Here is a 23,974-nt window from a genome sequence, read left to right as displayed (position 1 = left end):
TAGGAGGAAGGCCTTTCGTGTTTTTAAAAAGATTAGAAATAGCAGGATTTAAGTCTTTTGCTGAGCGTGTATCTGTTGATTTCGTCCCAGGTGTAACGTCTGTAGTAGGACCTAATGGAAGCGGGAAAAGTAATATTACGGATGCCATTCGCTGGGTACTTGGTGAACAATCGGCAAAATCATTACGTGGTGCAAAGATGGAAGATATTATTTTTGCAGGCAGTGATACGAGAAGAGCAGTTAATGTTGCTGAAGTAACGATAACTTTAAATAATGAGGATCAACGTTTACCGATTGAATATAATGAGGTGTGTGTAACGCGTCGTGTATCTCGTTCTGGTGATAGTGATTTTTATATTAATAAACAATCATGTAGATTGAAAGATATTATCGACTTATTTATGGACTCTGGTATGGGAAGAGAAGCGTTTTCGATTATTAGTCAGGGGAAAGTTGAAGAGATTTTAAGTAGTAAATCAGAAGAACGTCGTGGTGTATTTGAAGAAGCAGCAGGAGTGCTGAAATACAAACTTCGTAAAAAGAAAGCTGAAGGAAAATTAGCAGACACACAAGAAAACTTAAATCGTGTACAAGATATAATTCACGAATTAAGTAGTCAAGTAGAACCTTTAGAAAGACAAGCTTCTATTGCGAAAGATTATCTCGAGAAAAAAGAAGAATTAGAGAAAGTAGAAGCGGCACTTATTGTACATGAAATTGAAGAATTGCATGAGAAATGGGAAGCGCTTCGAAATCAGTTTGGGCATAATAAAAACGAAGAAGCTAAAATGTCAACGCATTTACAAAAAGGTGAAGAAGAGCTAGAGGAATTACGAGGTCAATTACAAGCAGTAGATGAGTCTGTAGATTCCCTGCAAGAAGTACTTTTACTTTCTAGTAAAGAGCTAGAAAAGTTAGAAGGACAGCGTGAGCTATTAAAAGAGAGAAAGCAAAATGCAACGACGCATTGTGCACAACTCGAACAGTTAATTGTTGAATTAACAGAGAAAGCTACAAGTTATGATGGTGAAATTGAATCGAGTACAGAAGTATTGATGCAATTTGTAAATCATGTAAAAGAGTTAGAGACGAAATTGCATGATAATGAGCAATTACTTGCAACGTTTGCTGACAATTTAGAGGAACAAATTGAGAATTTAAAAGGTGACTATATTGAACTTTTAAATCAACAAGCTAGTCATCGTAATGAGTTATCTATGATTGAAGAACAATCTAAACAACAAAACTCAAAAAATGAACGCCTTGATGAAGAAAATGCGAAATATGTAGAAATGCGTATGGAAATTACAGCGAAAAAGACAAAACTTGTGGAAAGTTATGAACAAGTAAAAGAAAAAGTAGCTGGAATTCTTTCTAATATACAAAAGACAGAAGCGGCACTTGGGAAATGCAAGGCGCAGTATAGTGAAAACGAAACAAAACTGTATCAAGCGTATCAATTTGTACAACAGGCACGATCTCGCAAAGAAATGCTAGAAGAGATGCAAGAGGACTACTCTGGTTTCTATCAAGGGGTACGTGAAGTATTAAAAGCTAGAGAAAATAGGTTGCAAGGTATTGAGGGTGCTGTTGCAGAACTGCTAACGGTACCGAAAGAATATGAAATTGCAATGGAAATCGCTCTAGGTGCAGCGATGCAGCATATAGTTGTACAAAAAGAAGAACATGCTCGTAATGCAATTGCGTTTTTAAAACAGAATAAACATGGACGAGCAACGTTTTTACCGCAAGCTGTTATTAAAGGTAGATCGTTATCATTTGAGCAATTACGTATTGTAAATCAGCATCCATCGTTTGTAGGTGTGGCGGCAGAACTTGTGCAATATAACAATAAATATGAAAATGTAGTTTCAAATTTATTAGGTACTGTTATTGTTGCGAAAGATTTACGCGGAGCGAATGAGTTGGCGAAACAACTACAATACCGTTATCGCATTGTAACAATCGAAGGTGATGTAGTAAACCCTGGCGGTTCTATGACAGGTGGAGCGGTAAAACAAGCGAAATCTTCTTTATTAGGACGTCAACGTGAATTAGAAGAGTGGACGAGCAAGTTAACTGATATGGAAGAAAAAACGACGAAGTTAGAAAACTTTGTTAAAGCAGTAAAGCAAGAGATTCAAGAAAAAGAAGTGCAAATACGCGAACTAAGGCAAAGTGTAGAAGCAGAGCGTGTAGATGAACAGAAATTAAGAGAAGAAATTAATCGCTTAGAATTAGAAGAACATCGTATTAATGATCGTTTATCTATTTACGATTTAGAGATTGAAGGATTCTTGCAAGACCAAGTGAAAATGCAAGGCCGTAAAGAAGAGTTAGAAAAGATTTTGGCGACTCTTCAGGCAGAGATTACGGAATTAGATAGCAAAATCACAGCTTTAACAAAACAAAAAAGTGAGCAACATTCTTCGAAAGAAAAAGTTCAAAAAGAAATGACTGAGTTAAAAGTGTTAGCAGCTGAAAAGCAACAACGCTTATCTAATCAAAAAGAAAAAGTAGAACGATTGACGAAGGAAAAAGAAGAAACCGATGCAACACTTGTCAAAACGAAAGAGGATTTAGCATTCTTAAAACAAGAAATGACATCGAATTCAAGTGGTGAAGAACAAATTACGAATATGATTGAGAAGAAAGCATATGATCGTAATCAAACTTCAGAGTTAATTCGCTCTCGTCGTGAGCAACGTATATCGTTACAAGAGAGAGTAGAACAGTTAGAGCGTAACCTGAAAGAAACAACAGGTAAACATAAATACATTCTTGAGATGTTAAAAGATCAAGAGGTAAAAATAAACCGACTTGATGTAGAGTTAGAAAATAGATTACAACATTTACGTGAAACATATACGATTTCATTTGAAGCGGCAAAACTGAAGTATACAATGGTGATGCCTGCTGAGGATGCACGTAAAAAGGTGAAACTAATTAAACTCTCCATTGAAGAGTTAGGCACAGTAAACTTAGGAGCAATTGATGAGTATGAGCGTGTGGCAGAGCGTCATACATTCTTACTAGAGCAAAAAGATGATCTAGAAGAAGCAAAAACGACATTGCACCAACTTATTACTGAAATGGATGAAGAAATGAAAAAACGCTTTTCTACTACGTTTGAAGGAATTCGAATGGAGTTTCAATCGGTGTTCTCTGAATTATTTGGAGGCGGTAGAGCGGATTTAGTTATGACAAATCCAGAGGACTTATTAAATACTGGTATTGATATTGTAGCGCAACCGCCAGGGAAGAAACTGCAAAACTTAGGTTTACTTTCAGGTGGAGAGCGTGCTTTAACGGCAATTGCGCTGCTATTTGGTATTTTAAAAGTGCGCCCAGTCCCATTCTGTGTATTAGATGAGGTAGAGGCTGCTCTAGATGAGGCAAACGTTGCCCGTTTTGCTCAGTATTTAAAGAAATTTAGTGATGAGACACAGTTTATTGTAATTACACATAGAAAAGGTACAATGGAAGAGTCTGACGTATTGTACGGTGTAACAATGCAAGAGTCAGGGGTATCTAAACTTGTTTCGGTTCGTTTAGATGATGGAGAAGAACTAGTTGCAAGCAAATAGGAAGGATGGGACAGTATGAGCTTTTTTAAAAAACTAAAAGAAAAAATTTCAAAACAAACAGATACGGTAACAGAGAAGTTTAAACAAGGATTAGAAAAAACGAGAAATTCGTTTGCAGATAAAGTAAATGATTTAGTCTTTCGTTACCGTAAAGTAGATGAAGATTTCTTCGAAGAATTAGAAGAAATTTTAATCGGTGCAGATGTTGGCGTTTCGACAGTGATGGAATTAATCGACCAGCTGAAAGAAGAAGTGCAACGCCGTAATATTCAAGATCCAAAAGAAGTACAAGCTGTTATTTCGGAAAAATTAATAGAAATTTATAAAGGTGACAGCGATTTTACTAATGAAATTAATGTGCAAAAGGATGGCTTGACAGTTGTTTTATTTGTTGGTGTGAATGGTGTAGGTAAAACGACAACAATTGGTAAGATGGCTCATAGATTTAAATCAGAAGGCAAGTCTGTCTTATTAGCAGCAGGAGATACATTCCGTGCTGGAGCGATTGAACAATTAGAAGTATGGGGCGATCGCGTTGGGGTAGAAGTGATTAAACAAGGATCAGGGTCTGATCCAGCAGCGGTTATGTATGACGCTGTACAAGCTGCAAAAGCACGTAAAGTAGATGTATTACTATGTGATACAGCAGGACGTTTACAAAATAAAGTAAACTTAATGAAAGAGTTAGAGAAGGTAAAGCGTGTAATTGAGCGTGAAGTACCAGGAGCTCCTCATGAAGTATTACTTGTTATTGATGCAACAACAGGACAAAACGGTTTAAGTCAAGCGAAAACATTCCGTGAAGCAACGAATGTGACTGGTATTGTTTTAACGAAATTAGATGGAACTGCTAAAGGTGGCATTGTATTAGCAATTCGTAACGAAATGGATGTACCGGTGAAATTCGTTGGATTAGGAGAGCAAATGGATGATCTGCAACAGTTCGATCCAGAACAATATGTGTATGGTTTATTTGCGAACTTAGTAGAAACAGAAGAAGTATAAGTGAAAGAAGCGGTATTTTCCGCTTCTTTTTCTATAAAAATATGCGATGTTAAGAAAAAAACTTGACACTCTTTTGTACTCCATGTAAACTAATTCATGTAAAGGGAAATCACTTAACAAAGGATGATCCAACATGCTCGAAAAAACAACGAGAATGAACTATTTATTTGATTTTTATCAATCGTTGTTAACGCAAAAACAAAGAAGTTATATGTCGCTTTATTATCTAGATGATTTATCTCTTGGTGAAATTGCGGAAGAATTTGATGTAAGTCGCCAAGCCGTGTATGATAACATTAAACGGACTGAAGCGATGCTTGAAGAATATGAAGAAAAATTAGTATTACTTCAAAAGTTTCAAGAGCGACAGCGACTTGTTGCAAAGCTAAAACAGCTAATCAGCGAAGAAGAGCATGTGAATGAAGAAATGAAACAAGTTGTTGAAGCTATCGAAAAATTAGATTAGGAGGGCGGCAATATGGCATTTGAAGGATTAGCCGACCGACTTCAACAGACGATGCAAAAAATCCGCGGCAAAGGAAAAGTTTCTGAAGCCGATGTGAAAGAAATGATGAGAGAAGTTCGTCTAGCTCTTTTAGAAGCGGACGTTAACTTTAAAGTAGTAAAAGATTTTGTAAAGCGTGTATCTGAACGTGCTGTCGGACAAGATGTAATGAAAAGTTTGACACCTGGACAACAAGTAATTAAAGTTGTACAGGAAGAACTTACAGAACTTATGGGCGGAGAGCAAAGCAAAATTGCTGTTGCTAATAAGCCACCGACTGTTATTATGATGGTTGGTCTGCAAGGTGCAGGTAAAACAACGACGACAGGTAAGCTTGCGAATTTGCTTCGTAAAAAGCATAATCGTAAACCGATGCTTGTTGCGGCAGATATTTACCGTCCTGCAGCGATTAAACAGCTTGAAACATTAGGGAAGCAATTGGACATGCCTGTATTCTCTTTAGGAGATCAAGTAAGTCCTGTTGAAATTGCGAAACAAGCGATTGCAAAAGCGAAAGAAGAACATCATGATTATGTTTTAATTGATACAGCAGGTCGCCTGCATATTGATGAAGAACTAATGGATGAATTAGCGAAAGTGAAAGAAGTTGCGAAACCGGATGAAATTTTCCTTGTTGTCGATGCGATGACAGGACAAGACGCGGTTAATGTTGCACAAAGTTTCCATGAACAGTTAGGTTTAACAGGGGTTGTATTAACGAAGCTGGATGGTGATACGCGCGGTGGTGCGGCATTGTCTATTAAAGCTGTTACGAATACGCCAATTAAATTTGCTGGTATGGGTGAAAAACTAGATGCACTTGAAGCGTTCCATCCAGAACGTATGGCATCCCGTATTTTAGGGATGGGAGACGTCTTAACATTAATTGAAAAAGCGCAAGCTACAGTTGATGAAGAGAAAGCAAAAGAACTTGAGCAAAAAATGCGTACGCTTTCGTTTACACTTGACGATTTCCTAGAACAACTTGGACAAGTGCGTCAACTTGGACCGCTTGATGAATTGTTAGGAATGCTTCCTGGTGCAAATAAAATTAAAGGGCTGAAAAATGCACAAGTTGATGAAAAACAAATTGGGCATATTGAGGCGATTATTCGTTCTATGACTAAATTAGAGCGAGAACAACCGGAAATAATCAATGCTAGTCGCAAAAAACGCATTGCCAAAGGTAGCGGTACAACGGTACAAGAAATCAATCGTTTAATCAAGCAATTTGATGATATGAAAAAGATGATGAAAACGATGACTGGGATGCAAAAAGGTAAGAAAAAAGGACTAGGTGGATTGAAGTTTCCATTCATGTAAGGAAAAAAGATGGCTCTGTTAAGAAAAAATACTTTACAAAGCAATAGTCTTTTTGCTAATATAATTATCTGTGTGAAATAAATTCGGAGGTGCTTTATAAATGGCAGTTAAAATTCGTTTAAAACGTATGGGAGCTAAAAAAACTCCTTTCTATCGTGTAGTTGTTGCAGATTCTCGTTCTCCTCGTGACGGACGTTTCATTGAGGAAATCGGTACTTACAATCCGGTTGCTCAACCAGCTGAAGTTAAGATCAACGAAGAAGCAGCATTAAAATGGTTAGGAAATGGTGCTAAACCATCTGATACAGTTCGTAACTTATTCTCTAACCAAGGTATCATGGAGAAATTCCACTTATCTAAACAAGGTAAGTAATTGAGGCAATGACTATGAAGAAGTTAGTCGAGACGATTGTCAAGCCTCTTGTCGATCATCCTGAAGATGTAAAAGTTACACAGGAACTTTACAACGGAGAGATAAAGTATCGATTAACTGTACATCCTGAGGATGTTGGAAAAGTCATTGGAAAGCAAGGGAAAGTTGCGAAAGCAATTCGAATGCTCTTGTATTCAGTGGGACATCACAATAGTGAAAAAGTAACACTGGAAATTCAATAAACGTAAAAAGGGCGAGGAGTTATTTCCTCTCCCTTTTTTAACATTTAAAGAGAAGTTGCATGTTCCATATGTGAAATGGGGATGCTTAATTTATATAGAAACCAGGGGTGACATACTGTTTATGACAAAATGGTTTAACGTAGGGAAAATTGTAAATACTCATGGCGTAAAAGGAGAAATTCGCGTGGTTTCTCGTACTGATTTTCCAGAAGAGCGATATAAAGTAGGGAATACGTTATACATATCGAATGAAAAAGGTGGAGAGCCTTTCCCAGTAAAGATTACTTCTCATCGTCAACATAAAACATTTGACTTATTGACATTTGAAGGATACGGGAATGTAAATGAAGTAGAACAGTTTAAAGGTTCTCTTTTAAAAGTGCCTGAAGATCAATTAGGCGAACTAGCTGAAGGTGAATACTACTATCATGAAATTATTGGTTGCAACGTTGTAACGGAAGAAGGAGAAGCGTTAGGGACAATAAAAGAAGTTTTATCTCCTGGTGCAAATGATGTTTGGGTAATTAAACGCCCAAAAGGTCAAGATCTGTTAATTCCTTATATTGATGATGTTGTACTTCAAGTTAACATTGAAAATAAATTAGTAACCATTCATGTAATGGAAGGGCTACTATAATGAAAATTGACATTTTAACTTTGTTTCCAGATATGTTTACAGGTGTGTTTGGATCTTCAATTTTAAAGAAAGCACAAGAAAAAGAAGCGGTAGAGCTTCGTGTTGTCAATTTCCGCGATTATACAACGAGTAAGCATAATAGTGTGGATGATTATCCGTATGGTGGCGGCGCTGGGATGGTATTAACTCCTCAGCCTATTTTTGATGCTGTAGAAGATTTAACGAAAGAGACAGAGCGTAAGCCGCGAGTTGTCTTAATGTGTCCGCAAGGTGAAAGGTTTACTCAGAAGAAAGCGGAAGAGCTTGCAGAGGAAGAACATTTAATCTTTGTATGTGGGCATTATGAAGGATATGACGAACGAATTCGTGAACATCTCGTAACAGATGAGATTTCTATCGGTGACTACGTATTAACGGGTGGAGAGTTAGCCTCTATGGTTATAACTGATAGTGTCGTACGTCTCCTGCCAGGAGTACTAGGAAACCATGCTTCACAAGTCGAGGATTCGTTTAGTACAGGTTTATTAGAGCACCCTCATTATACACGTCCAGCTGATTTTCGTGGTATGAAAGTGCCAGATGTATTAATGTCGGGAAATCATAAAAATATTGATGAATGGCGACATAAAGAATCGTTGCGTCGTACGTACACGCGTAGACCGGATTTACTAGAAGAACGAGAATTGTCTAAGCAAGAAAAGAAATGGCTAGAACAGATTAAAGAAGGCAAATAAGGGCTTGATATATTTTCTATTGCAACAGCCCTAGCAATATGCTATTATAACACTTGTGCTACTGAAATCAGTGGCCGTATTAACGATGTTCCGCTGTAATTTATTTAGACTTTATAAGAGCATCTGTTTAAAGGAGAGAATTTAATATGCAACAATTAATCGCAGAAATTACAAAAGGCCAATTAAAAACTGACCTTCCTTCATTCCGTCCTGGAGACACTTTACGTGTACACGTAAAAGTAGTTGAGGGAACTCGTGAAAGAATTCAGCTTTTCGAAGGTGTTGTAATTAAACGTCGTGGTGGCGGAATCAGTGAAACATTCACAGTTCGTAAGATTTCTTACGGTGTAGGTGTAGAACGTACATTCCCAGTTCACACGCCAAGAATCGCGAAAATCGAAGTACTTCGCCGTGGTAAAGTACGTCGTGCTAAGTTATACTACTTACGTAACCTTCGCGGTAAAAAAGCACGTATTAAAGAAATTCGATAAGACATGTATGGGAGCTTGTAAATGCACAAGCTCCCTTTTTCCAATCTATATAAAATTTTGATATAATACGATCAGCTTACATAATCGTGGAGGGGAAAAGCATGAAGAAAGAAAAGAGTTCACTTTGGGAATGGATCAAGGCAATTTTGATAGCTGTTGTATTAGCAGGTGTTATTAGACAGTTTTTCTTTGCGCCAATTCTCGTAGATGGAGTATCGATGGCGTCCACATTACATGATCGCGATCGAATGATAGTTAATAAAATTGGTTATCACATAGGAGATCCGAAACGATTTGATATTATTGTATTCCGAGCAACGGAAGATAAAGATTATATTAAGCGTATTATCGGCCTACCAGGCGATGAAATAGAGTATCGTAATGATAAACTATATGTTAACGGAAAGGCTTATGAGGAGCCGTATTTAGACAAGCAGAAAAAACAAATTGCTGACGGACCGCTTACATATGATTTCACTCTTGAAGAGATGACAGGGAAGAAAACTGTTCCAGAAGGTCAATTATTTGTTTTAGGCGATAATCGTCGTTTTAGTAAAGATAGCCGTTCCATTGGTACAATTTCAATGGACCAAGTGATTGGAAAGGCAAATATACTATATTGGCCGTTAAAAGATGCTCGTATTGTGAAATAAAAGAAAAAGAAGGTGGCAACATGGTAATTCAATGGTTCCCAGGACATATGGCAAAGGCTAGACGCCAAGTAACAGAAAAATTAAAGTTAATTGATGTTGTAATTGAGCTTGTAGATGCTCGATTACCTTTATCTTCTCGAAATCCGATGATCGATGAGATTATTACACATAAACCGAGGCTTGTTGTTTTAAATAAAGCGGATATGGCAGACGATCGTTTAACAAAGCAATGGATCGCATATTTTAAAGAAAAAGGTCATATGGCAATTTCAATTAACGCACAGGCTGGACAAGGCATGAAGGAAATTGCAGCGGCTTGTAAAGTGTTAGTGAAAGAGAAATTTGATAAAATGGTTGCAAAAGGTATTAGACCGAGAGCGATTCGTGCATTAATTGTAGGGATACCGAATGTTGGTAAATCTACGTTGATTAATAAGTTAGCGAAGAAAAATATTGCTAAAACAGGGGATCGTCCTGGTGTGACAACAGCTCAGCAATGGATTAAGGTTGGGAAAGAAATGGAGCTGTTAGATACGCCAGGTATTTTATGGCCTAAATTTGAAGACCAATTAGTTGGGTTACGTCTAGCTACGACTGGTGCAATTAAAGATTCTATTTTAAATCTACAAGACGTAGCTGTTTATGCGCTACGTTTTATGGAGAAACATTACCCAGAGCGATTAAAAGAGCGCTATAATTTAAATGACATTCCAGAAGACATCGTGGAGTTATTTGATGCGATTGGAAAAAATAGAGGCTGTTTAATGGGCGGCGGAATGATTGATTATGATAAAACATCTGAACTTGTACTTCGTGAGCTTCGTGGTGGCAAACTTGGAAAAATGACGTTTGAAACACCAGAAGAGTTTGCGGAGCAGACAGAAGATGCAGAAAAAGTAGAAGAAGTATAAGACGTGCGTTTGTACGTCTTTTCTTTTTTTGTATATAAAAGGAGTGGCATGAATGCAAAAAGTGACTATTCAAGAGGCGGAACATTTACTACAAGAAATTAGGAGTGAAGAGGACGACCGCTTTCAGATATTAATAAAAGATGAACGTAAAGGGGTACAAAAACTCATCTCGAAGTGGTATAAACAAAAAGAGTTAGCACAAAAGGAAAAAGAAAAATTTTTGGAAATGTCTAAGTATGAAAATGCGTTACGTGAAAAAGGTCTCACATATATCGCAGGTATAGATGAAGTAGGTCGTGGACCGCTAGCTGGGCCTGTTGTGACGGCAGCTGTTGTTCTTCCGGAAGGCTTTTATATTCCAGGATTAAACGATTCGAAAAAGCTGAGTGAGGCGAAGCGAGAACGTTTTTATGATGAAATTAAAGCGCAAGCAATTGCAATTGGAGTTGGAATTGTATCACCGCAAGTTATTGATGAAATAAATATTTATCAAGCGACGAAACAAGCGATGTTAGATGCTGTTGCGAATTTATCTTGTACACCACAATATTTATTAATTGATGCGATGAAACTCCCTACACCAATTCCGCAAACATCTATTATTAAAGGTGATGCAAAAAGTATTTCTATTTCAGCTGCATCCATTATTGCGAAAGTAACGAGAGATCGTATGATGAAAGAGCTTGGAGAAAAGTATCCTGCATATGGATTTGAACAACATATGGGATATGGCACAAAACAACATTTAGAAGCGATTGAAGCGCATGGCATATTAGAAGAACATCGAAAATCGTTTGCGCCAATTAAAGATATGATTCAAAAATAAGCTGCGAAAACGCAGCTTATTTTTTATTTTGACATATAAACATTACTATTTCCCAAAAAGAATAAAGCGATTTCAGTTTTCTGACACTTTATTGTAGACAGCGTGCCAATCATCTTATACAATGGCAATGTAATGTTTTTTAAACATTAAAAAACTTTTCGAGTAAAACAGGAAAACAGGGGAGGATGGGACCATGAATATCCATGAGTACCAAGGTAAGGCAGTCCTTAGAAGCTATGGGGTTAGCGTTCCGAACGGGAAGGTTGCATTTACAGTAGAAGAAGCTGTAGAAGCGGCGAAAGAATTAGGAACGGATGTATGTGTAGTGAAAGCACAAATTCACGCTGGTGGACGCGGCAAAGCTGGCGGAGTAAAAGTTGCAAAAAATTTAGATGAAGTTCGTACATATGCAGAGAGCATTTTAGGAACTACACTTGTGACACATCAAACAGGTCCTGAAGGTAAGGAAGTAAAACGCTTACTTATCGAAGAAGGTTGCGATATTAAAAAAGAATATTATGTAGGTCTTGTTTTAGACCGTGCAACTTCTCAAGTTGTTTTAATGGCATCTGAAGAAGGCGGAACAGAAATTGAAGAAGTAGCAGAAAAAACACCTGAAAAAATCTTTAAAGAATATATTGATCCAGCAGTAGGCTTACAAGGCTTCCAAGCACGCCGAATTGCATTTAACATCAATATTCCAAAAGAGCTTGTAGGACAAGCTGTGAAGTTTATGATGGGCTTATACCGTGCGTTTATCGAAAAAGATTGCTCTATCGCGGAGATTAACCCACTTGTTACAACAGGTGACGGTAAAGTTATGGCATTAGATGCGAAACTAAACTTTGATTCTAATGCTTTATATCGCCATAAAGACATTTTAGAACTTCGTGACCTTGATGAAGAAGATGCAAAAGAAATCGAAGCTTCTAAATATGACTTAAACTACATTCCTTTAGATGGAAATATCGGTTGTATGGTTAATGGTGCAGGTTTAGCGATGGCTACTATGGATATCATTAAACATTACCATGGCGATCCAGCTAACTTCTTAGATGTTGGTGGCGGTGCGACAGCTGAAAAAGTTACAGAAGCATTCAAAATTATCCTTTCTGACAAAAATGTAAAAGGTATCTTCGTTAACATTTTTGGTGGCATTATGAAGTGTGATGTTATTGCAGAAGGTGTTATTGAAGCAACGAAACAAGTAGGTCTTGAATTGCCTTTAGTTGTACGTCTTGAAGGTACAAACGTAGAGTTAGGTAAGAAAATTTTAAATGAGTCTGGCTTAAATATTGTTGCAGCAGAATCTATGGCAGACGGTGCACAAAAAATTGTTTCACTAGTGGGCTAATAGAAAGCGGGGGAGAAAAATGAGCGTATTAGTTAATAAAGATACAAAAGTTATTGTTCAAGGTATTACAGGTTCTCAAGGGTTATTCCACACAAAACAAATGATTGAATACGGTACGAAAATTGTCGGTGGTGTAACGCCAGGTAAAGGTGGCACTGATATTGAAGGTGTACCAGTATTTGATACTGTAGAAGATGCAGTGAAAGCAACAGGCGCAAACGCTTCAGTTGTATACGTTCCACCCGCTTTTGCGGCTGATGCAATTATGGAAGCAGTTGATGCAGAAATTGATTTAGTAGTATGTATTACTGAAGGAATTCCTGTATTAGATATGGTAAATGTAAAGAGATATATGGCTGGTAAACATACACGTTTACTTGGACCGAACTGCCCAGGTGTTATCACGCCGGATGAATGTAAAATCGGTATTATGCCAGGATACATTCATAAAAAAGGTCATGTAGGTATCGTATCTCGCTCTGGTACATTAACGTATGAGGCTGTACATCAGTTAACACAAGAAGGTATTGGTCAATCTACGGCTGTAGGTATCGGCGGAGACCCTGTTAACGGTACAGACTTTATTGATGCGTTAAAAGCATTTAATGAAGATGAAGAAACACATGCTGTAATTATGATTGGTGAAATCGGTGGTACAGCGGAAGAAGAGGCAGCTGAATGGGTGAAAGCTAATATGACAAAACCTGTTGTAGGCTTCATTGGCGGCCAAACAGCGCCTGCTGGCAAGCGTATGGGTCATGCTGGCGCAATCATTTCTGGCGGCAAAGGAACTGCTGCAGAAAAGATTAAAACGATGGAAGCTTGTGGTATTAAAGTAGCGGAAACTCCAGCAGTTATGGGTGAAACGCTAATCTCTGTCTTAAAAGAAAAAGGTCTATTTGAGACTTGTAAAAACTACTAATCTGTTGAAAGGCACCTTCTTGCTTGAAGGTGTCTTTTTACCAAATTCTTGTTTACATAATAAAAATTATGGGTAAGGAGAATTGAGATGAAAAGAGAACGATTATTACATCTACATTACTTGTTAGCAGACCATTGGAAGGCGATAGAGAGGCTATTATATGTCGATCCAGAATTAAAGGAAATATACAATTTTAATGCAAAACAAATTGAATGTTACACTGGAATATCCTCAAAAAAATCTTCAGAATTAGTAAATTTTCTTCAAAGTTCAAATCTCCCACAATATATATCTTATTTAGAGAAAAATCGATTCTTTTATATGACAATATGGGATGAAGAGTATCCAAAATTATTACGTGAAATACAAGATCCTCCCTTTGTGTTATATGGAAAAGGAGAGAAGGATTTCCTCAATAAAGCGAACAAATTAGCGGTTGTTGGAACGAGAGAACCGACTTTATATGGATATGAAAGTTTGAAATTTATTTTACATCCATTATTAGAAAAGGAATGGCTTATTGTCAGTGGATTTGCAAGAGGGATAGATACGATGTCTCATGAAATTACAGTAAGACGGCATTGCCCGACAATTGCGATACTAGGACATGGATTATCGTATATATATCCAAAAGAGAATCAATATTTATATGAAGTGTGGAATGAATATATATTGTTATTAACAGAGTATCCTCCGCACTATGCACCGAAAAAATGGTATTTTCCAAAAAGGAATCGGATTATTAGTGGTATAAGTAAAGGGGTTTTAGTTGTAGAAGCGAAATCGAGAAGTGGAACACTTATTACCGCAGACCTTGCTCTAGAGCAAAATAGAGAGGTATTTGCACTTCCTGGACCTATATTTATAGATAGTGCATCAGGAACAAATCATCTCATTCAACAAGGAGCGAAACTAGTAAGAAATGCAGAAGATATACTGGAAGAGATTTTAAATTAACCTTATATTTTTATGTTTTTATTAAACAATTATTGACAAATGGTAGATAGGCACTGTATGGTATATTCATTCTTGATTGACAAAAACAAGAGAAATCAATAAGATTAATGAAGACTTGAATCCACCTCTTAAGGAGGCACTAGCATGTCAGATTACCTCGTAATCGTGGAGTCGCCTTCTAAGGCGAAGACCATTGAGAAATATTTAGGGAAAAAATACAAAGTTGTCGCGTCTATGGGACACGTTCGCGATTTACCTAAAAGCCAAATGGGGATAGAAGTAAAGAACAACTTCACCCCGAAGTATATTACCATTCGTGGTAAAGGTCCCGTCTTAAAAGACTTAAAATCAGCAGCAAAAAAAGCAAAGAAAGTCTATCTCGCGGCCGATCCAGACCGTGAAGGGGAAGCTATTGCTTGGCATTTAGCTAATACGTTAAATGTGGACGTTGAATCAGATTGCCGAGTTGTGTTTAATGAGATTACAAAAGATGCAATAAAGGAATCATTCAAACATCCTCGTGCGATTAACATGGATTTAGTAGATGCACAACAAGCAAGACGTATACTAGATCGTCTTGTTGGTTACAATATTAGTCCTTTATTATGGAAGAAAGTAAAAAAAGGATTAAGTGCAGGACGCGTACAATCTGTAGCAGTTCGTTTAATAATCGAACGTGAAAGAGAAATTCAAAGTTTCGAGCCTGAAGAATTCTGGACAATTAAGACAGAATTTGTGAAAGGGAAAGACACATTTGAAGCAAGCTTTTACGGTGTAGATGGTGAAAAAGTTCAATTAACGAATGAAACACAAGTGAATGAAATAATTGAACGGCTGAAAGATAATGCGTTCTCAGTTGAAAATGTAACGCGAAAAGAGCGAAAACGTAATCCTGCATTACCATTTACAACATCTTCCTTGCAACAAGAGGCAGCGCGTAAGTTAAACATGCGAGCAAAGAAAACGATGATGCTTGCGCAGCAATTGTATGAAGGAATCGATCTTGGAAAACAAGGAACTGTAGGTCTTATTACGTATATGAGAACTGATTCAACACGTATCTCAGAAACAGCTCAAACAGAGGCACGTACGTATATTACTGAGGCGTTTGGTACGGAATACATAGGAACAGAAAAGAAGAAAGAAACGAAGAAGTCAAACGCACAAGATGCGCATGAGGCAATTCGTCCTACTTCGGTAATGAGAAAGCCAGAGGAACTAAAGAGTTTCTTAAGTCGGGATCAACTTCGATTGTATAAATTGATTTGGGAGCGATTTGTTGCAAGTCAAATGGCGTCTGCTATAATGGATACTGTGACAGCGAGACTCATTAATAATAATGTTCAGTTCCGTGCAAGTGGATCGGTTGTAAAGTTTCCAGGATTTATGAAAGTGTATGTAGAGTCGAAAGATGATGGGGCTGAAGAAAAGGATAAGATGTTGCCACCTTTAGAAGTAGGGGAAACCGTATTTTCGAAGGATTTAGAACCGAAGCAACACTTTACACAACCTCCGCCGCGCTATACAGAGGCTCGTTTAGTAAGAACACTTGAAGAGCTTGGAATTGGAAGACCGTCGACTTACGTACCGACACTTGAAACAATTCAAAAACGTGGATATGTAGGTTTGGATAATAAACGCTTCGTTCCAACTGAACTAGGTGAAATAGTAATTGAACTTATTTTAGAGTTTTTCCCAGAAATTATTAACATTGAATTTACTGCTAACATGGAGCAAAGCCTCGATGAAGTAGAAGAAGGAAATGCAAATTGGGTAAAAATTGTTGATGATTTCTACGTAGGATTTGAACCGCGTTTAGAAAAAGCGGAAAAAGAAATGCGCGAAGTGGAAATTAAAGATGAACCAGCTGGGGAAGATTGTGAATTATGTAATCACCCAATGGTCTTTAAAATGGGTAAATACGGGAAATTTATGGCTTGCTCGAATTTCCCAGATTGTCGTAATACAAAACCGATTGTGAAAGAAATCGGTGTTACTTGTCCGAAATGTGATAAAGGTCAAATTATTGAACGTCGTAGTAATAAAAAGAAACGTCTTTTCTATGGGTGCGGTACGTATCCAGAGTGTGACTTTGTATCTTGGGATAAGCCGATTGGCCGTAAATGTCCGAAGTGTGAAGGTATGCTAGTAGAGAAGAAGTTGAAAAAAGGCGTACAAGTACAATGTATTTCGTGTGATTATGAAGAAGAACAACAAATGTGAGCGTAACTGCTCACATTTTTTTCGGGAAGAAAAGGAAAGGTGATAAATATATGACAACACAAGTAGTAAACGTCATTGGCGCAGGTCTTGCAGGAAGTGAAGCAGCTTACCAAATTGCAAAACGTGGTGTCCAAGTAAGATTATACGAAATGAGACCGGTAAGGCAAACGCCAGCTCATCACACAGATAAATTTGCAGAATTAGTATGTAGTAACTCGCTTCGCGCAAACACATTAACAAATGCTGTTGGTGTTATTAAAGAAGAAATGCGTTTAATGGATTCTGTTATTATTCGTGCAGCTGATGAGTGCTCAGTACCAGCAGGAGGGGCTTTAGCGGTAGATCGTCATGAATTTGCGGCAAAAGTAACGGAATATGTGAAAAACCATCCGAACGTAACTGTGGTGAATGAAGAAATTACTGAAATTCCAGAAGGTCCTACAGTGATCGCGACAGGTCCACTTACGTCGCCTGATCTTTCTGCGCAATTAAAAGAGTTAACGGGTGAAGACTACTTTTATTTCTATGATGCTGCAGCACCGATTGTTGAGAAAGACAGCATTGATATGAATAAAGTATATTTAAAATCTCGTTACGATAAAGGTGAAGCGGCATATTTAAACTGTCCAATGACGGAAGAGGAATTTGACCGTTTTTACGAGGCTTTAATCGCTGCTGAAACAGTACCTTTAAAAGAATTTGAAAAAGAAATTTTCTTTGAAGGTTGTATGCCAGTAGAAGTTATGGCAAGTAGAGGAAGACAAACACTAGTATTTGGACCGATGAAACCTGTTGGATTAGAAGATCCGAAAACAGGGAAAACGCCATATGCTGTTGTTCAGTTACGCCAAGATGATGCAGCGGGAACGTTATACAATATTGTAGGTTTCCAAACGCATTTAAAATGGGGACCGCAAAAAGAAGTGTTACAGTTGATTCCAGGACTGGAAAACGCAGAGATTGTCCGTTATGGTGTAATGCATCGTAATACGTTTATTAATTCACCTAACTTGCTTCGTCCAACATACCAATATAAACAACGTGATGATTTATTCTTCGCTGGTCAAATGACTGGAGTGGAGGGATATGTTGAATCGGCAGCTTCAGGATTGCTAGCAGGTATCAACGCTGCTCGACTTGTGAAAGGTGAAGAGCCGGTTGTATTACCGCCTGTAACTGCAATGGGAAGTATGGCGAATTATATTACTGCGACAAATGCGAAAAATTTCCAACCGATGAATGCAAACTTCGGTCTGTTTGCACCGTTAGAGAAGAAAATTAAGAAGAAAGCAGAACGTAATGAAGCCTATGCAACACGCGCTTTAGAAACGATTCGAAATTTTGTAAATATTTAGTTAAATTTCTTGCAAAGGCTACTAAGTTGTGATACGATTTAGTAGCCTTTATTGAGGTGAATTGTGTGAATGTGAAGAAATTGTTACAATTATTCGTTGGATATTTACAAATTGAAAGAAATTATTCAAAATATACAATTGCAAGTTATCAAAATGATTTAGAACATTTTGTGCAATTTATGGAGCAAGAAGGCATATCCTCTTTTTTAGATATTACATACGCGGATGTTCGTTTGTACTTAACGACGTTGCACGATGAAAAGTTAGCCCGTAAATCTGTCGCAAGAAAAGTATCAAGCTTAAGAAGTTTATATCGTTTTTTGATGCGTGAAGGTTATCTGAAAGATAATCCGTTTGCACTTGCGTCACTCCCCAAAAAAGAATTGTCAATCCCAAAGTTTTTATATGCTGAAGAATTAGAGGAATTATTTGAAGTTTCCGACACAGAAACGCCGCTAGGTCAAAGGAATCAAGCTTTATTAGAGTTGATGTATGCGACTGGGATCCGTGTGAGTGAATGTGTCAATTTACAACTTACCGATATTGACTTCGCGGTGGGAACAATTTTAGTAACGGGAAAAGGAAAAAAACAAAGGTATATTCCGTTCGGGAGCTATGCACAAGATGCTTTAATTACTTATATAGAGAACGGGAGAAAACAGTTAGCCAAGAAAACTGAAGAACAATCTCATATGGTATTTTTAAATGCGAAAGGCACGCCGCTGACAAGTCGAGGAGTACGCTATGTATTAAATGAACTCATTAAGAAAGCTTCACTGACAATGCGGATAAGTCCTCATATGTTAAGGCATACATTTGCTACACATATGTTAGATGAAGGGGCAGATTTACGTACTGTACAGGAGCTACTCGGTCATGAAAATTTGTCTACGACACAAATTTATACGCATGTCTCTAAAGAAAGATTGCGTTCTGTCTACATGAAGCATCACCCACGGGCATAAATTGCTTTTAAAGCTATAAAAACATATAAAGGAGTTTTTTCTATGGGAAATTTCCATGCTACAACGATATTTGCAGTTCATCATAATGGAGAATGTGCAATGGCTGGAGATGGCCAGGTGACAATGGGAAATGCTGTTGTAATGAAACATACAGCTCGTAAGGTTCGTAAACTTTTTCAAGGGAAAGTTTTAGCTGGTTTTGCGGGTTCGGTTGCTGATGCATTTACTCTTTTTGAAATGTTTGAAGGGAAATTAGAAGAGTATAATGGAAACTTGCAGCGTGCTGCTGTTGAGATGGCGAAGCAATGGCGCGGTGACAAAATGTTACGTCAGCTAGAAGCGATGCTCATTGTCATGGATAAAACAACTATGCTCCTTGTTTCAGGTACGGGAGAAGTGATTGAACCGGATGATGGTATTTTAGCAATTGGATCTGGCGGGAATTATGCGCTCTCAGCAGGTCGTGCTTTAAAACAATATGCAAGTGAACATTTAACAGCGAAGCAAATTGCGAAAGCGAGTTTAGAAATTGCTGGCGATATTTGTGTTTATACAAACCACAACATAATTGTGGAAGAATTGTAGAATCGTAAGGGAGGCATTTTATATGCATTTACATTTTACTCCGCGTCAAATTGTGGAAAAATTAGATCAATACATTATCGGTCAAAAAGATGCGAAGAAAGCGGTTGCTGTAGCTTTAAGAAATCGATACCGCCGAAGTAAATTAGCTGAAAATCTACGTGATGAAATTGCACCTAAAAATATTTTAATGATTGGTCCAACAGGTGTTGGTAAAACAGAGGTAGCACGACGAATGGCGAAACTCGTTGGAGCACCTTTTATTAAGGTTGAAGCTACGAAATTTACAGAAGTTGGATATGTAGGTAGAGATGTAGAATCGATGGTACGTGACCTTGTGGAAACGTCAGTTCGTATTGTGAAAGAAGAAATGGTAGTTAAAGTACAAGACAAAGCAGAAGAACAAGCGAACCAACGTCTTGTTGAAATTTTAGTACCGAGTCCGGAGAAGCAATCTGGATTTAAAAACCCATTAGAAATGCTATTTGGTGGCGCTCAAAATTCGAATCAAACAACAGATTCACAGGAAGATGTTGAAATCGAAAAGAAACGTCAAGATGTAGAAAGAAAGCTTGCTGCAGGACTTCTTGAAGATGAAATTGTATCAATTGAAGTGACTGAACAACAGTCTTCCATGTTTGATATGTTGCAAGGAACTGGCATGGAACAAATGGGAATGAATTTCCAAGATGCATTAGGAAGTTTTATGCCGAAAAAAACAAAAAAACGTAAACTTTCTGTAAAAGAAGCAAGAAAAGTCTTGACAAATGAGGAAGCACAGCGCTTAATTGATATGGATGAAGTTACACAAGAGGCTGTTTATCGTGCTGAACAGCTCGGGATTATTTTTATCGATGAAATTGACAAAATTGCTGGTAAGCAGTCGAATAGTGTAGATGTATCACGTGAAGGTGTGCAACGTGACATTTTACCAATTGTAGAAGGATCAAATGTTGCGACAAAATACGGATCAGTAAAAACGGATTATATTTTATTCGTTGCAGCTGGAGCGTTTCATATGTCTAAACCGTCAGATTTAATTCCGGAATTGCAAGGGAGATTTCCGATTCGAGTAGAATTAACAAAATTATCAACTGATGATTTTGTTAAAATATTAATCGAGCCTGACAATGCGTTAATTAAACAATATATGGCTTTATTAGCGACTGAAGGTATAGAAATTGAATTTTCAGACGAAGCTATTCGTAAGATTGCTGAGATTGCTTATCAAGTTAATCAGGATACAGATAATATTGGAGCAAGAAGACTTCATACGATTATGGAGAAGCTCCTTGAAGATTTATCGTTTGAAGCATCTGAAATTACGTTAGAGAAAATAACGATAACACCTCAATACGTTGAGGAGAAATTAGCAACGATTGCTAAAAATAAAGATGTGAGCCAGTTTATTTTGTAATAGTGTCATCAGGTGACTCGCCCTAGTTTCCAAGTGATGAAAAAATATGTGAGTAACATGTAGGAGGAACTTTTGAAATGGAATTATTAGCAAAAACAAGAAAATTAAATGCGTTATTACAGAGCGCAGCAGGAAAGCCTGTAAACTTTAGAGAAATGTCTGACACAATGTGTGAAGTAATCGAAGCGAATGTATTCGTAGTAAGCCGTCGTGGTAAATTACTAGGTTATGCAATTCACCAACAAATCGAGAATGAGCGTATGAAACAAATGCTTGCAGAGCGTCAATTCCCAGAAGAGTATACACAAAGCTTATTCAACATTACAGAAACATCTTCAAACTTAGATGTAAACAGTGCTTACACAGCATTCCCAGTAGAAAATAAAGAATTATTTGGTCAAGGTTTAACTACAATCGTACCGATCGTTGGTGGCGGTGAGCGTCTAGGTACATTAGTTTTAGCTCGTCTTGGTCAAGAGTTCTTAGATGATGATTTAATTCTTGCTGAGTACAGCTCAACTGTTGTAGGTATGGAAATTTTACGTGAAAAAGCAGAAGAAATTGAAGAAGAAGCACGTAGCAAAGCTGTTGTTCAAATGGCGATCAGCTCATTATCTTACAGTGAGTTAGAAGCAATCGAGCACATCTTCGAAGAATTAAACGGAACAGAAGGTTTACTTGTTGCAAGTAAAATTGCTGACCGCGTAGGAATCACTCGTTCAGTAATCGTAAATGCACTTCGTAAATTAGAAAGTGCTGGTGTAATTGAGTCGCGTTCTTTAGGTATGAAAGGAACATACATTAAAGTATTAAACGACAAATTCTTACATGAACTTGCTAAATTAAAAACAAACTAATTTATAAAACTCTCCTCATTTTTGAGGAGAGTTTTTTGTGTATAAAAGATTGATGCTGTTAGTAAATAGCGGCATAATCGCATTTTTTGAAAAACTATAAATTGCATTTCACTTTTTTGCTTAAAAGAAATGCAGGTTGGTAATACTAGAATTCGAGTATGAACAAAGAAAGTTTTACATTGTTCGCATTTTCGACTTGATTGTAATATTTCAGTATGATATAGTAAGCAGTGGTGTCAGTACAAAGTACACACGTTTACTGATTTAAGTGTTGGTGCTACGTTTGTAGTTTCGCTTAGAGATGAAGTAAACGGAGGATATCAAAAACCATTTAGGAGGAACTATATTATGTCAGTAATTTCTATGAAGCAATTGCTTGAAGCTGGTGTTCATTTCGGACATCAAACTCGTCGTTGGAACCCAAAAATGAAGCGTTACATTTTCACAGAGCGTAACGGTATCTACATCATCGACTTACAAAAAACTGTGAAAAAAGTTGAGGAAGCTTTCAAAGTTATGCGTGACATCGCTGCTGAAGGCGGAGACATCTTATTCGTAGGTACTAAAAAACAAGCACAAGAAGCTATTAAAGAAGAAGCAACTCGTGCTGGTATGTACTTCGTTAACCAACGTTGGTTAGGTGGAACTTTAACTAACTTCCAAACAATCCAAAAGCGTATCAAGCGTCTTAAAGACATCGAAAGAATGCAAGAAGATGGTACTTTCGAAGTACTACCTAAGAAAGAAGTTGTTCAACTTAAAAAAGAGTTAGAGCGTCTTGAGAAATTCTTAGGCGGTATTAAAGATATGAAAGGTCTTCCAAGTGCATTATTCGTAGTAGACCCTCGTAAAGAGCGTATTGCAGTTGCTGAAGCACGCAAATTACACATTCCAATCATCGGTATCGTTGATACAAACTGTGATCCAGACGAAATCGATCACGTTATCCCAGCAAACGATGATGCAATTCGTGCTGTAAAACTTCTTACATCTAAAATGGCAGACGCGATCCTTGAAGCAAAACAAGGTGAAGAAACTGTTACTGCGTAACAAAGTTGGAAAGGTGATAAGGGGTTCGGCCTTTTATCACCTTTTTTAAGGTATAAACACCTTTATAAAAGGTATAAATACATATTTTAGGAGGATGAAAAGTATGGCAATCACTGCACAAATGGTAAAAGAATTACGTGAAAAAACTGGCGCAGGTATGATGGACTGCAAAAAAGCTTTAACAGAAACTAACGGCGACATGGAGAAGGCAATTGACTTCTTACGTGAAAAAGGTATCGCGAAAGCTGCTAAAAAAGCAGACCGCATCGCTGCTGAAGGTTTAACTTTCATCGAAACAAACGGTAACGACGGTTTAATTTTAGAATTAAACTCTGAAACTGATTTCGTTGCGAAAAACGAAGGTTTCCAAACATTAATTAAAGAATTAGCTGCTCACTTATTAGCTAACAAACCAGCTAACGTTGAAGAAGCTATGGCTCAAACAATGGAAAACGGTAAAAAAGTTGAGGAGCACATCAACGAAGCAATCGCTAAAATTGGTGAAAAACTAACACTTCGTCGTTTCGAAATCGTATCAAAAACTGATGCAGATGCATTCGGCGCTTACCTACACATGGGTGGACGCATTGGTGTATTAACAGTTCTTGAAGGTTCTACTGATGAAGCGGCTGCTAAAGATGTTGCAATGCACATCGCTGCAGTTAACCCTAAATACATCGACCGCGATGCTGTAACAGCTGAAGAAGTTGAGCATGAGCGTCAAGTATTAACACAACAAGCATTAAACGAAGGCAAGCCTGAAAAAATCGTTGCAAAAATGGTTGAAGGTCGTCTTGGCAAATTCTTCGAAGAAATTTGCTTACTTGACCAAGCATTCGTTAAAAACCCTGATATGAAAGTTCGTCAGTTCGTTGAGTCTAAAGGCGGAACATTAAAAGGATTCGTTCGCTACGCTGTTGGTGAAGGTATCGAAAAACGCGAAGACAACTTTGCTGAAGAAGTAATGAACCAAGTAAAAGGTAGTAACTAATACAGATTAGGGAA

At 37.6% G+C, this 23,974-nt stretch carries 23 protein-coding genes; all 23 read left to right on the top strand.

Annotated elements, in window-relative coordinates:
• Positions 1 to 17 precede the first annotated feature (17 nt).
• The 23 genes from smc to tsf all read left to right on the top strand — a co-directional run bounded on the left by smc (position 18) and on the right by tsf (position 23,960).
• Positions 18 to 3,587, top strand: a complete 3,570-nt coding sequence (gene smc / locus EKQ63_RS20485) for a chromosome segregation protein SMC (protein ID WP_087954493.1) — start codon at positions 18 to 20, stop codon at positions 3,585 to 3,587.
• A 15-nt stretch (positions 3,588 to 3,602) separates the two neighbouring features.
• A complete protein-coding gene (ftsY, locus tag EKQ63_RS20480; protein ID WP_087954494.1) occupies positions 3,603 to 4,592 on the top strand; it encodes a signal recognition particle-docking protein FtsY in 990 nt (329 codons plus the stop codon).
• Between the two features lie 133 nt (positions 4,593 to 4,725).
• On the top strand, positions 4,726 to 5,058 hold the full coding sequence (locus tag EKQ63_RS20475) for a putative DNA-binding protein (protein ID WP_000891062.1): 333 nt from the start codon (positions 4,726 to 4,728) through the stop codon (positions 5,056 to 5,058).
• A 12-nt stretch (positions 5,059 to 5,070) separates the two neighbouring features.
• The gene (gene ffh / locus EKQ63_RS20470; protein ID WP_087954495.1) at positions 5,071 to 6,420 is read left to right on the top strand and encodes a signal recognition particle protein; all 1,350 of its coding nucleotides are present in this window, start codon (positions 5,071 to 5,073) and stop codon (positions 6,418 to 6,420) included.
• A 100-nt stretch (positions 6,421 to 6,520) separates the two neighbouring features.
• Positions 6,521 to 6,793, top strand: a complete 273-nt coding sequence (rpsP, locus tag EKQ63_RS20465) for a 30S ribosomal protein S16 (protein ID WP_000268750.1) — start codon at positions 6,521 to 6,523, stop codon at positions 6,791 to 6,793.
• 14 nt (positions 6,794 to 6,807) lie between these two features.
• Complete coding sequence (locus tag EKQ63_RS20460; RefSeq protein WP_000737398.1) at positions 6,808 to 7,035, top strand: KH domain-containing protein; 228 nt, start codon at positions 6,808 to 6,810, stop codon at positions 7,033 to 7,035.
• A gap of 121 nt (positions 7,036 to 7,156) precedes the next feature.
• Entirely contained in the window at positions 7,157 to 7,672 is a 516-nt protein-coding gene (rimM, locus tag EKQ63_RS20455; RefSeq protein ID WP_000170268.1) for a ribosome maturation factor RimM, read from the top strand.
• Entirely contained in the window at positions 7,672 to 8,406 is a 735-nt protein-coding gene (gene trmD, locus EKQ63_RS20450) for a tRNA (guanosine(37)-N1)-methyltransferase TrmD (protein ID WP_000686892.1), read from the top strand. Before rimM ends, trmD begins: the two co-directional genes overlap by 1 nt.
• Before the next feature lie 146 nt (positions 8,407 to 8,552).
• The gene (gene rplS, locus EKQ63_RS20445) at positions 8,553 to 8,897 is read left to right on the top strand and encodes a 50S ribosomal protein L19 (protein WP_001186516.1); all 345 of its coding nucleotides are present in this window, start codon (positions 8,553 to 8,555) and stop codon (positions 8,895 to 8,897) included.
• Positions 8,898 to 8,998: 101 nt separating this feature from the next.
• Entirely contained in the window at positions 8,999 to 9,550 is a 552-nt protein-coding gene (gene lepB, locus EKQ63_RS20440; protein WP_000711857.1) for a signal peptidase I, read from the top strand.
• Positions 9,551 to 9,570: 20 nt separating this feature from the next.
• Positions 9,571 to 10,461: a ribosome biogenesis GTPase YlqF gene (gene ylqF / locus EKQ63_RS20435; RefSeq protein ID WP_000236700.1), complete on the top strand. Its 891-nt coding sequence runs from the start codon at positions 9,571 to 9,573 to the stop codon at positions 10,459 to 10,461.
• A gap of 52 nt (positions 10,462 to 10,513) precedes the next feature.
• Positions 10,514 to 11,287, top strand: coding sequence for a ribonuclease HII (rnhB, locus tag EKQ63_RS20430; protein ID WP_087954496.1), 774 nt, complete (start codon positions 10,514 to 10,516; stop codon positions 11,285 to 11,287).
• 193 nt (positions 11,288 to 11,480) lie between these two features.
• Positions 11,481 to 12,641, top strand: a complete 1,161-nt coding sequence (gene sucC, locus EKQ63_RS20425; RefSeq protein ID WP_001020785.1) for an ADP-forming succinate--CoA ligase subunit beta — start codon at positions 11,481 to 11,483, stop codon at positions 12,639 to 12,641.
• A 19-nt stretch (positions 12,642 to 12,660) separates the two neighbouring features.
• Entirely contained in the window at positions 12,661 to 13,563 is a 903-nt protein-coding gene (gene sucD, locus EKQ63_RS20420; protein WP_000115178.1) for a succinate--CoA ligase subunit alpha, read from the top strand.
• An 87-nt stretch (positions 13,564 to 13,650) separates the two neighbouring features.
• Positions 13,651 to 14,520 (top strand): DNA-processing protein DprA, encoded by an 870-nt coding sequence (dprA, locus tag EKQ63_RS20415; RefSeq protein WP_087954497.1) that lies wholly within the window; start codon positions 13,651 to 13,653, stop codon positions 14,518 to 14,520.
• Positions 14,521 to 14,664: 144 nt separating this feature from the next.
• Positions 14,665 to 16,743, top strand: a complete 2,079-nt coding sequence (gene topA / locus EKQ63_RS20410; RefSeq protein ID WP_046198501.1) for a type I DNA topoisomerase — start codon at positions 14,665 to 14,667, stop codon at positions 16,741 to 16,743.
• 50 nt (positions 16,744 to 16,793) lie between these two features.
• Positions 16,794 to 18,098 carry an FADH(2)-oxidizing methylenetetrahydrofolate--tRNA-(uracil(54)-C(5))-methyltransferase TrmFO gene (trmFO, locus tag EKQ63_RS20405; protein WP_002028254.1) on the top strand — a complete coding sequence of 435 codons (1,305 nt, stop codon included), beginning with the start codon at positions 16,794 to 16,796 and terminating at the stop codon, positions 18,096 to 18,098.
• A gap of 65 nt (positions 18,099 to 18,163) precedes the next feature.
• Complete coding sequence (xerC, locus tag EKQ63_RS20400; protein ID WP_087954498.1) at positions 18,164 to 19,063, top strand: tyrosine recombinase XerC; 900 nt, start codon at positions 18,164 to 18,166, stop codon at positions 19,061 to 19,063.
• A 42-nt stretch (positions 19,064 to 19,105) separates the two neighbouring features.
• Positions 19,106 to 19,648, top strand: coding sequence for an ATP-dependent protease proteolytic subunit HslV (gene hslV, locus EKQ63_RS20395; RefSeq protein ID WP_000526272.1), 543 nt, complete (start codon positions 19,106 to 19,108; stop codon positions 19,646 to 19,648).
• Positions 19,649 to 19,670: 22 nt separating this feature from the next.
• Positions 19,671 to 21,062: an ATP-dependent protease ATPase subunit HslU gene (hslU, locus tag EKQ63_RS20390; RefSeq protein ID WP_000550082.1), complete on the top strand. Its 1,392-nt coding sequence runs from the start codon at positions 19,671 to 19,673 to the stop codon at positions 21,060 to 21,062.
• A gap of 77 nt (positions 21,063 to 21,139) precedes the next feature.
• Positions 21,140 to 21,919: a GTP-sensing pleiotropic transcriptional regulator CodY gene (gene codY, locus EKQ63_RS20385; RefSeq protein WP_000421288.1), complete on the top strand. Its 780-nt coding sequence runs from the start codon at positions 21,140 to 21,142 to the stop codon at positions 21,917 to 21,919.
• Positions 21,920 to 22,267: 348 nt separating this feature from the next.
• On the top strand, positions 22,268 to 22,969 hold the full coding sequence (rpsB, locus tag EKQ63_RS20380) for a 30S ribosomal protein S2 (RefSeq protein WP_000111483.1): 702 nt from the start codon (positions 22,268 to 22,270) through the stop codon (positions 22,967 to 22,969).
• A gap of 103 nt (positions 22,970 to 23,072) precedes the next feature.
• Positions 23,073 to 23,960, top strand: coding sequence for a translation elongation factor Ts (gene tsf, locus EKQ63_RS20375; RefSeq protein ID WP_001018581.1), 888 nt, complete (start codon positions 23,073 to 23,075; stop codon positions 23,958 to 23,960).
• The last annotated feature ends 14 nt before the right edge of the window (positions 23,961 to 23,974 follow it).

The organism is Bacillus sp. BD59S, from assembly GCF_007363175.1.
Lineage (GTDB): Bacteria > Bacillota > Bacilli > Bacillales > Bacillaceae_G > Bacillus_A > Bacillus_A pacificus.
This window is presented reverse-complemented; position numbering and strand designations above follow the sequence as displayed.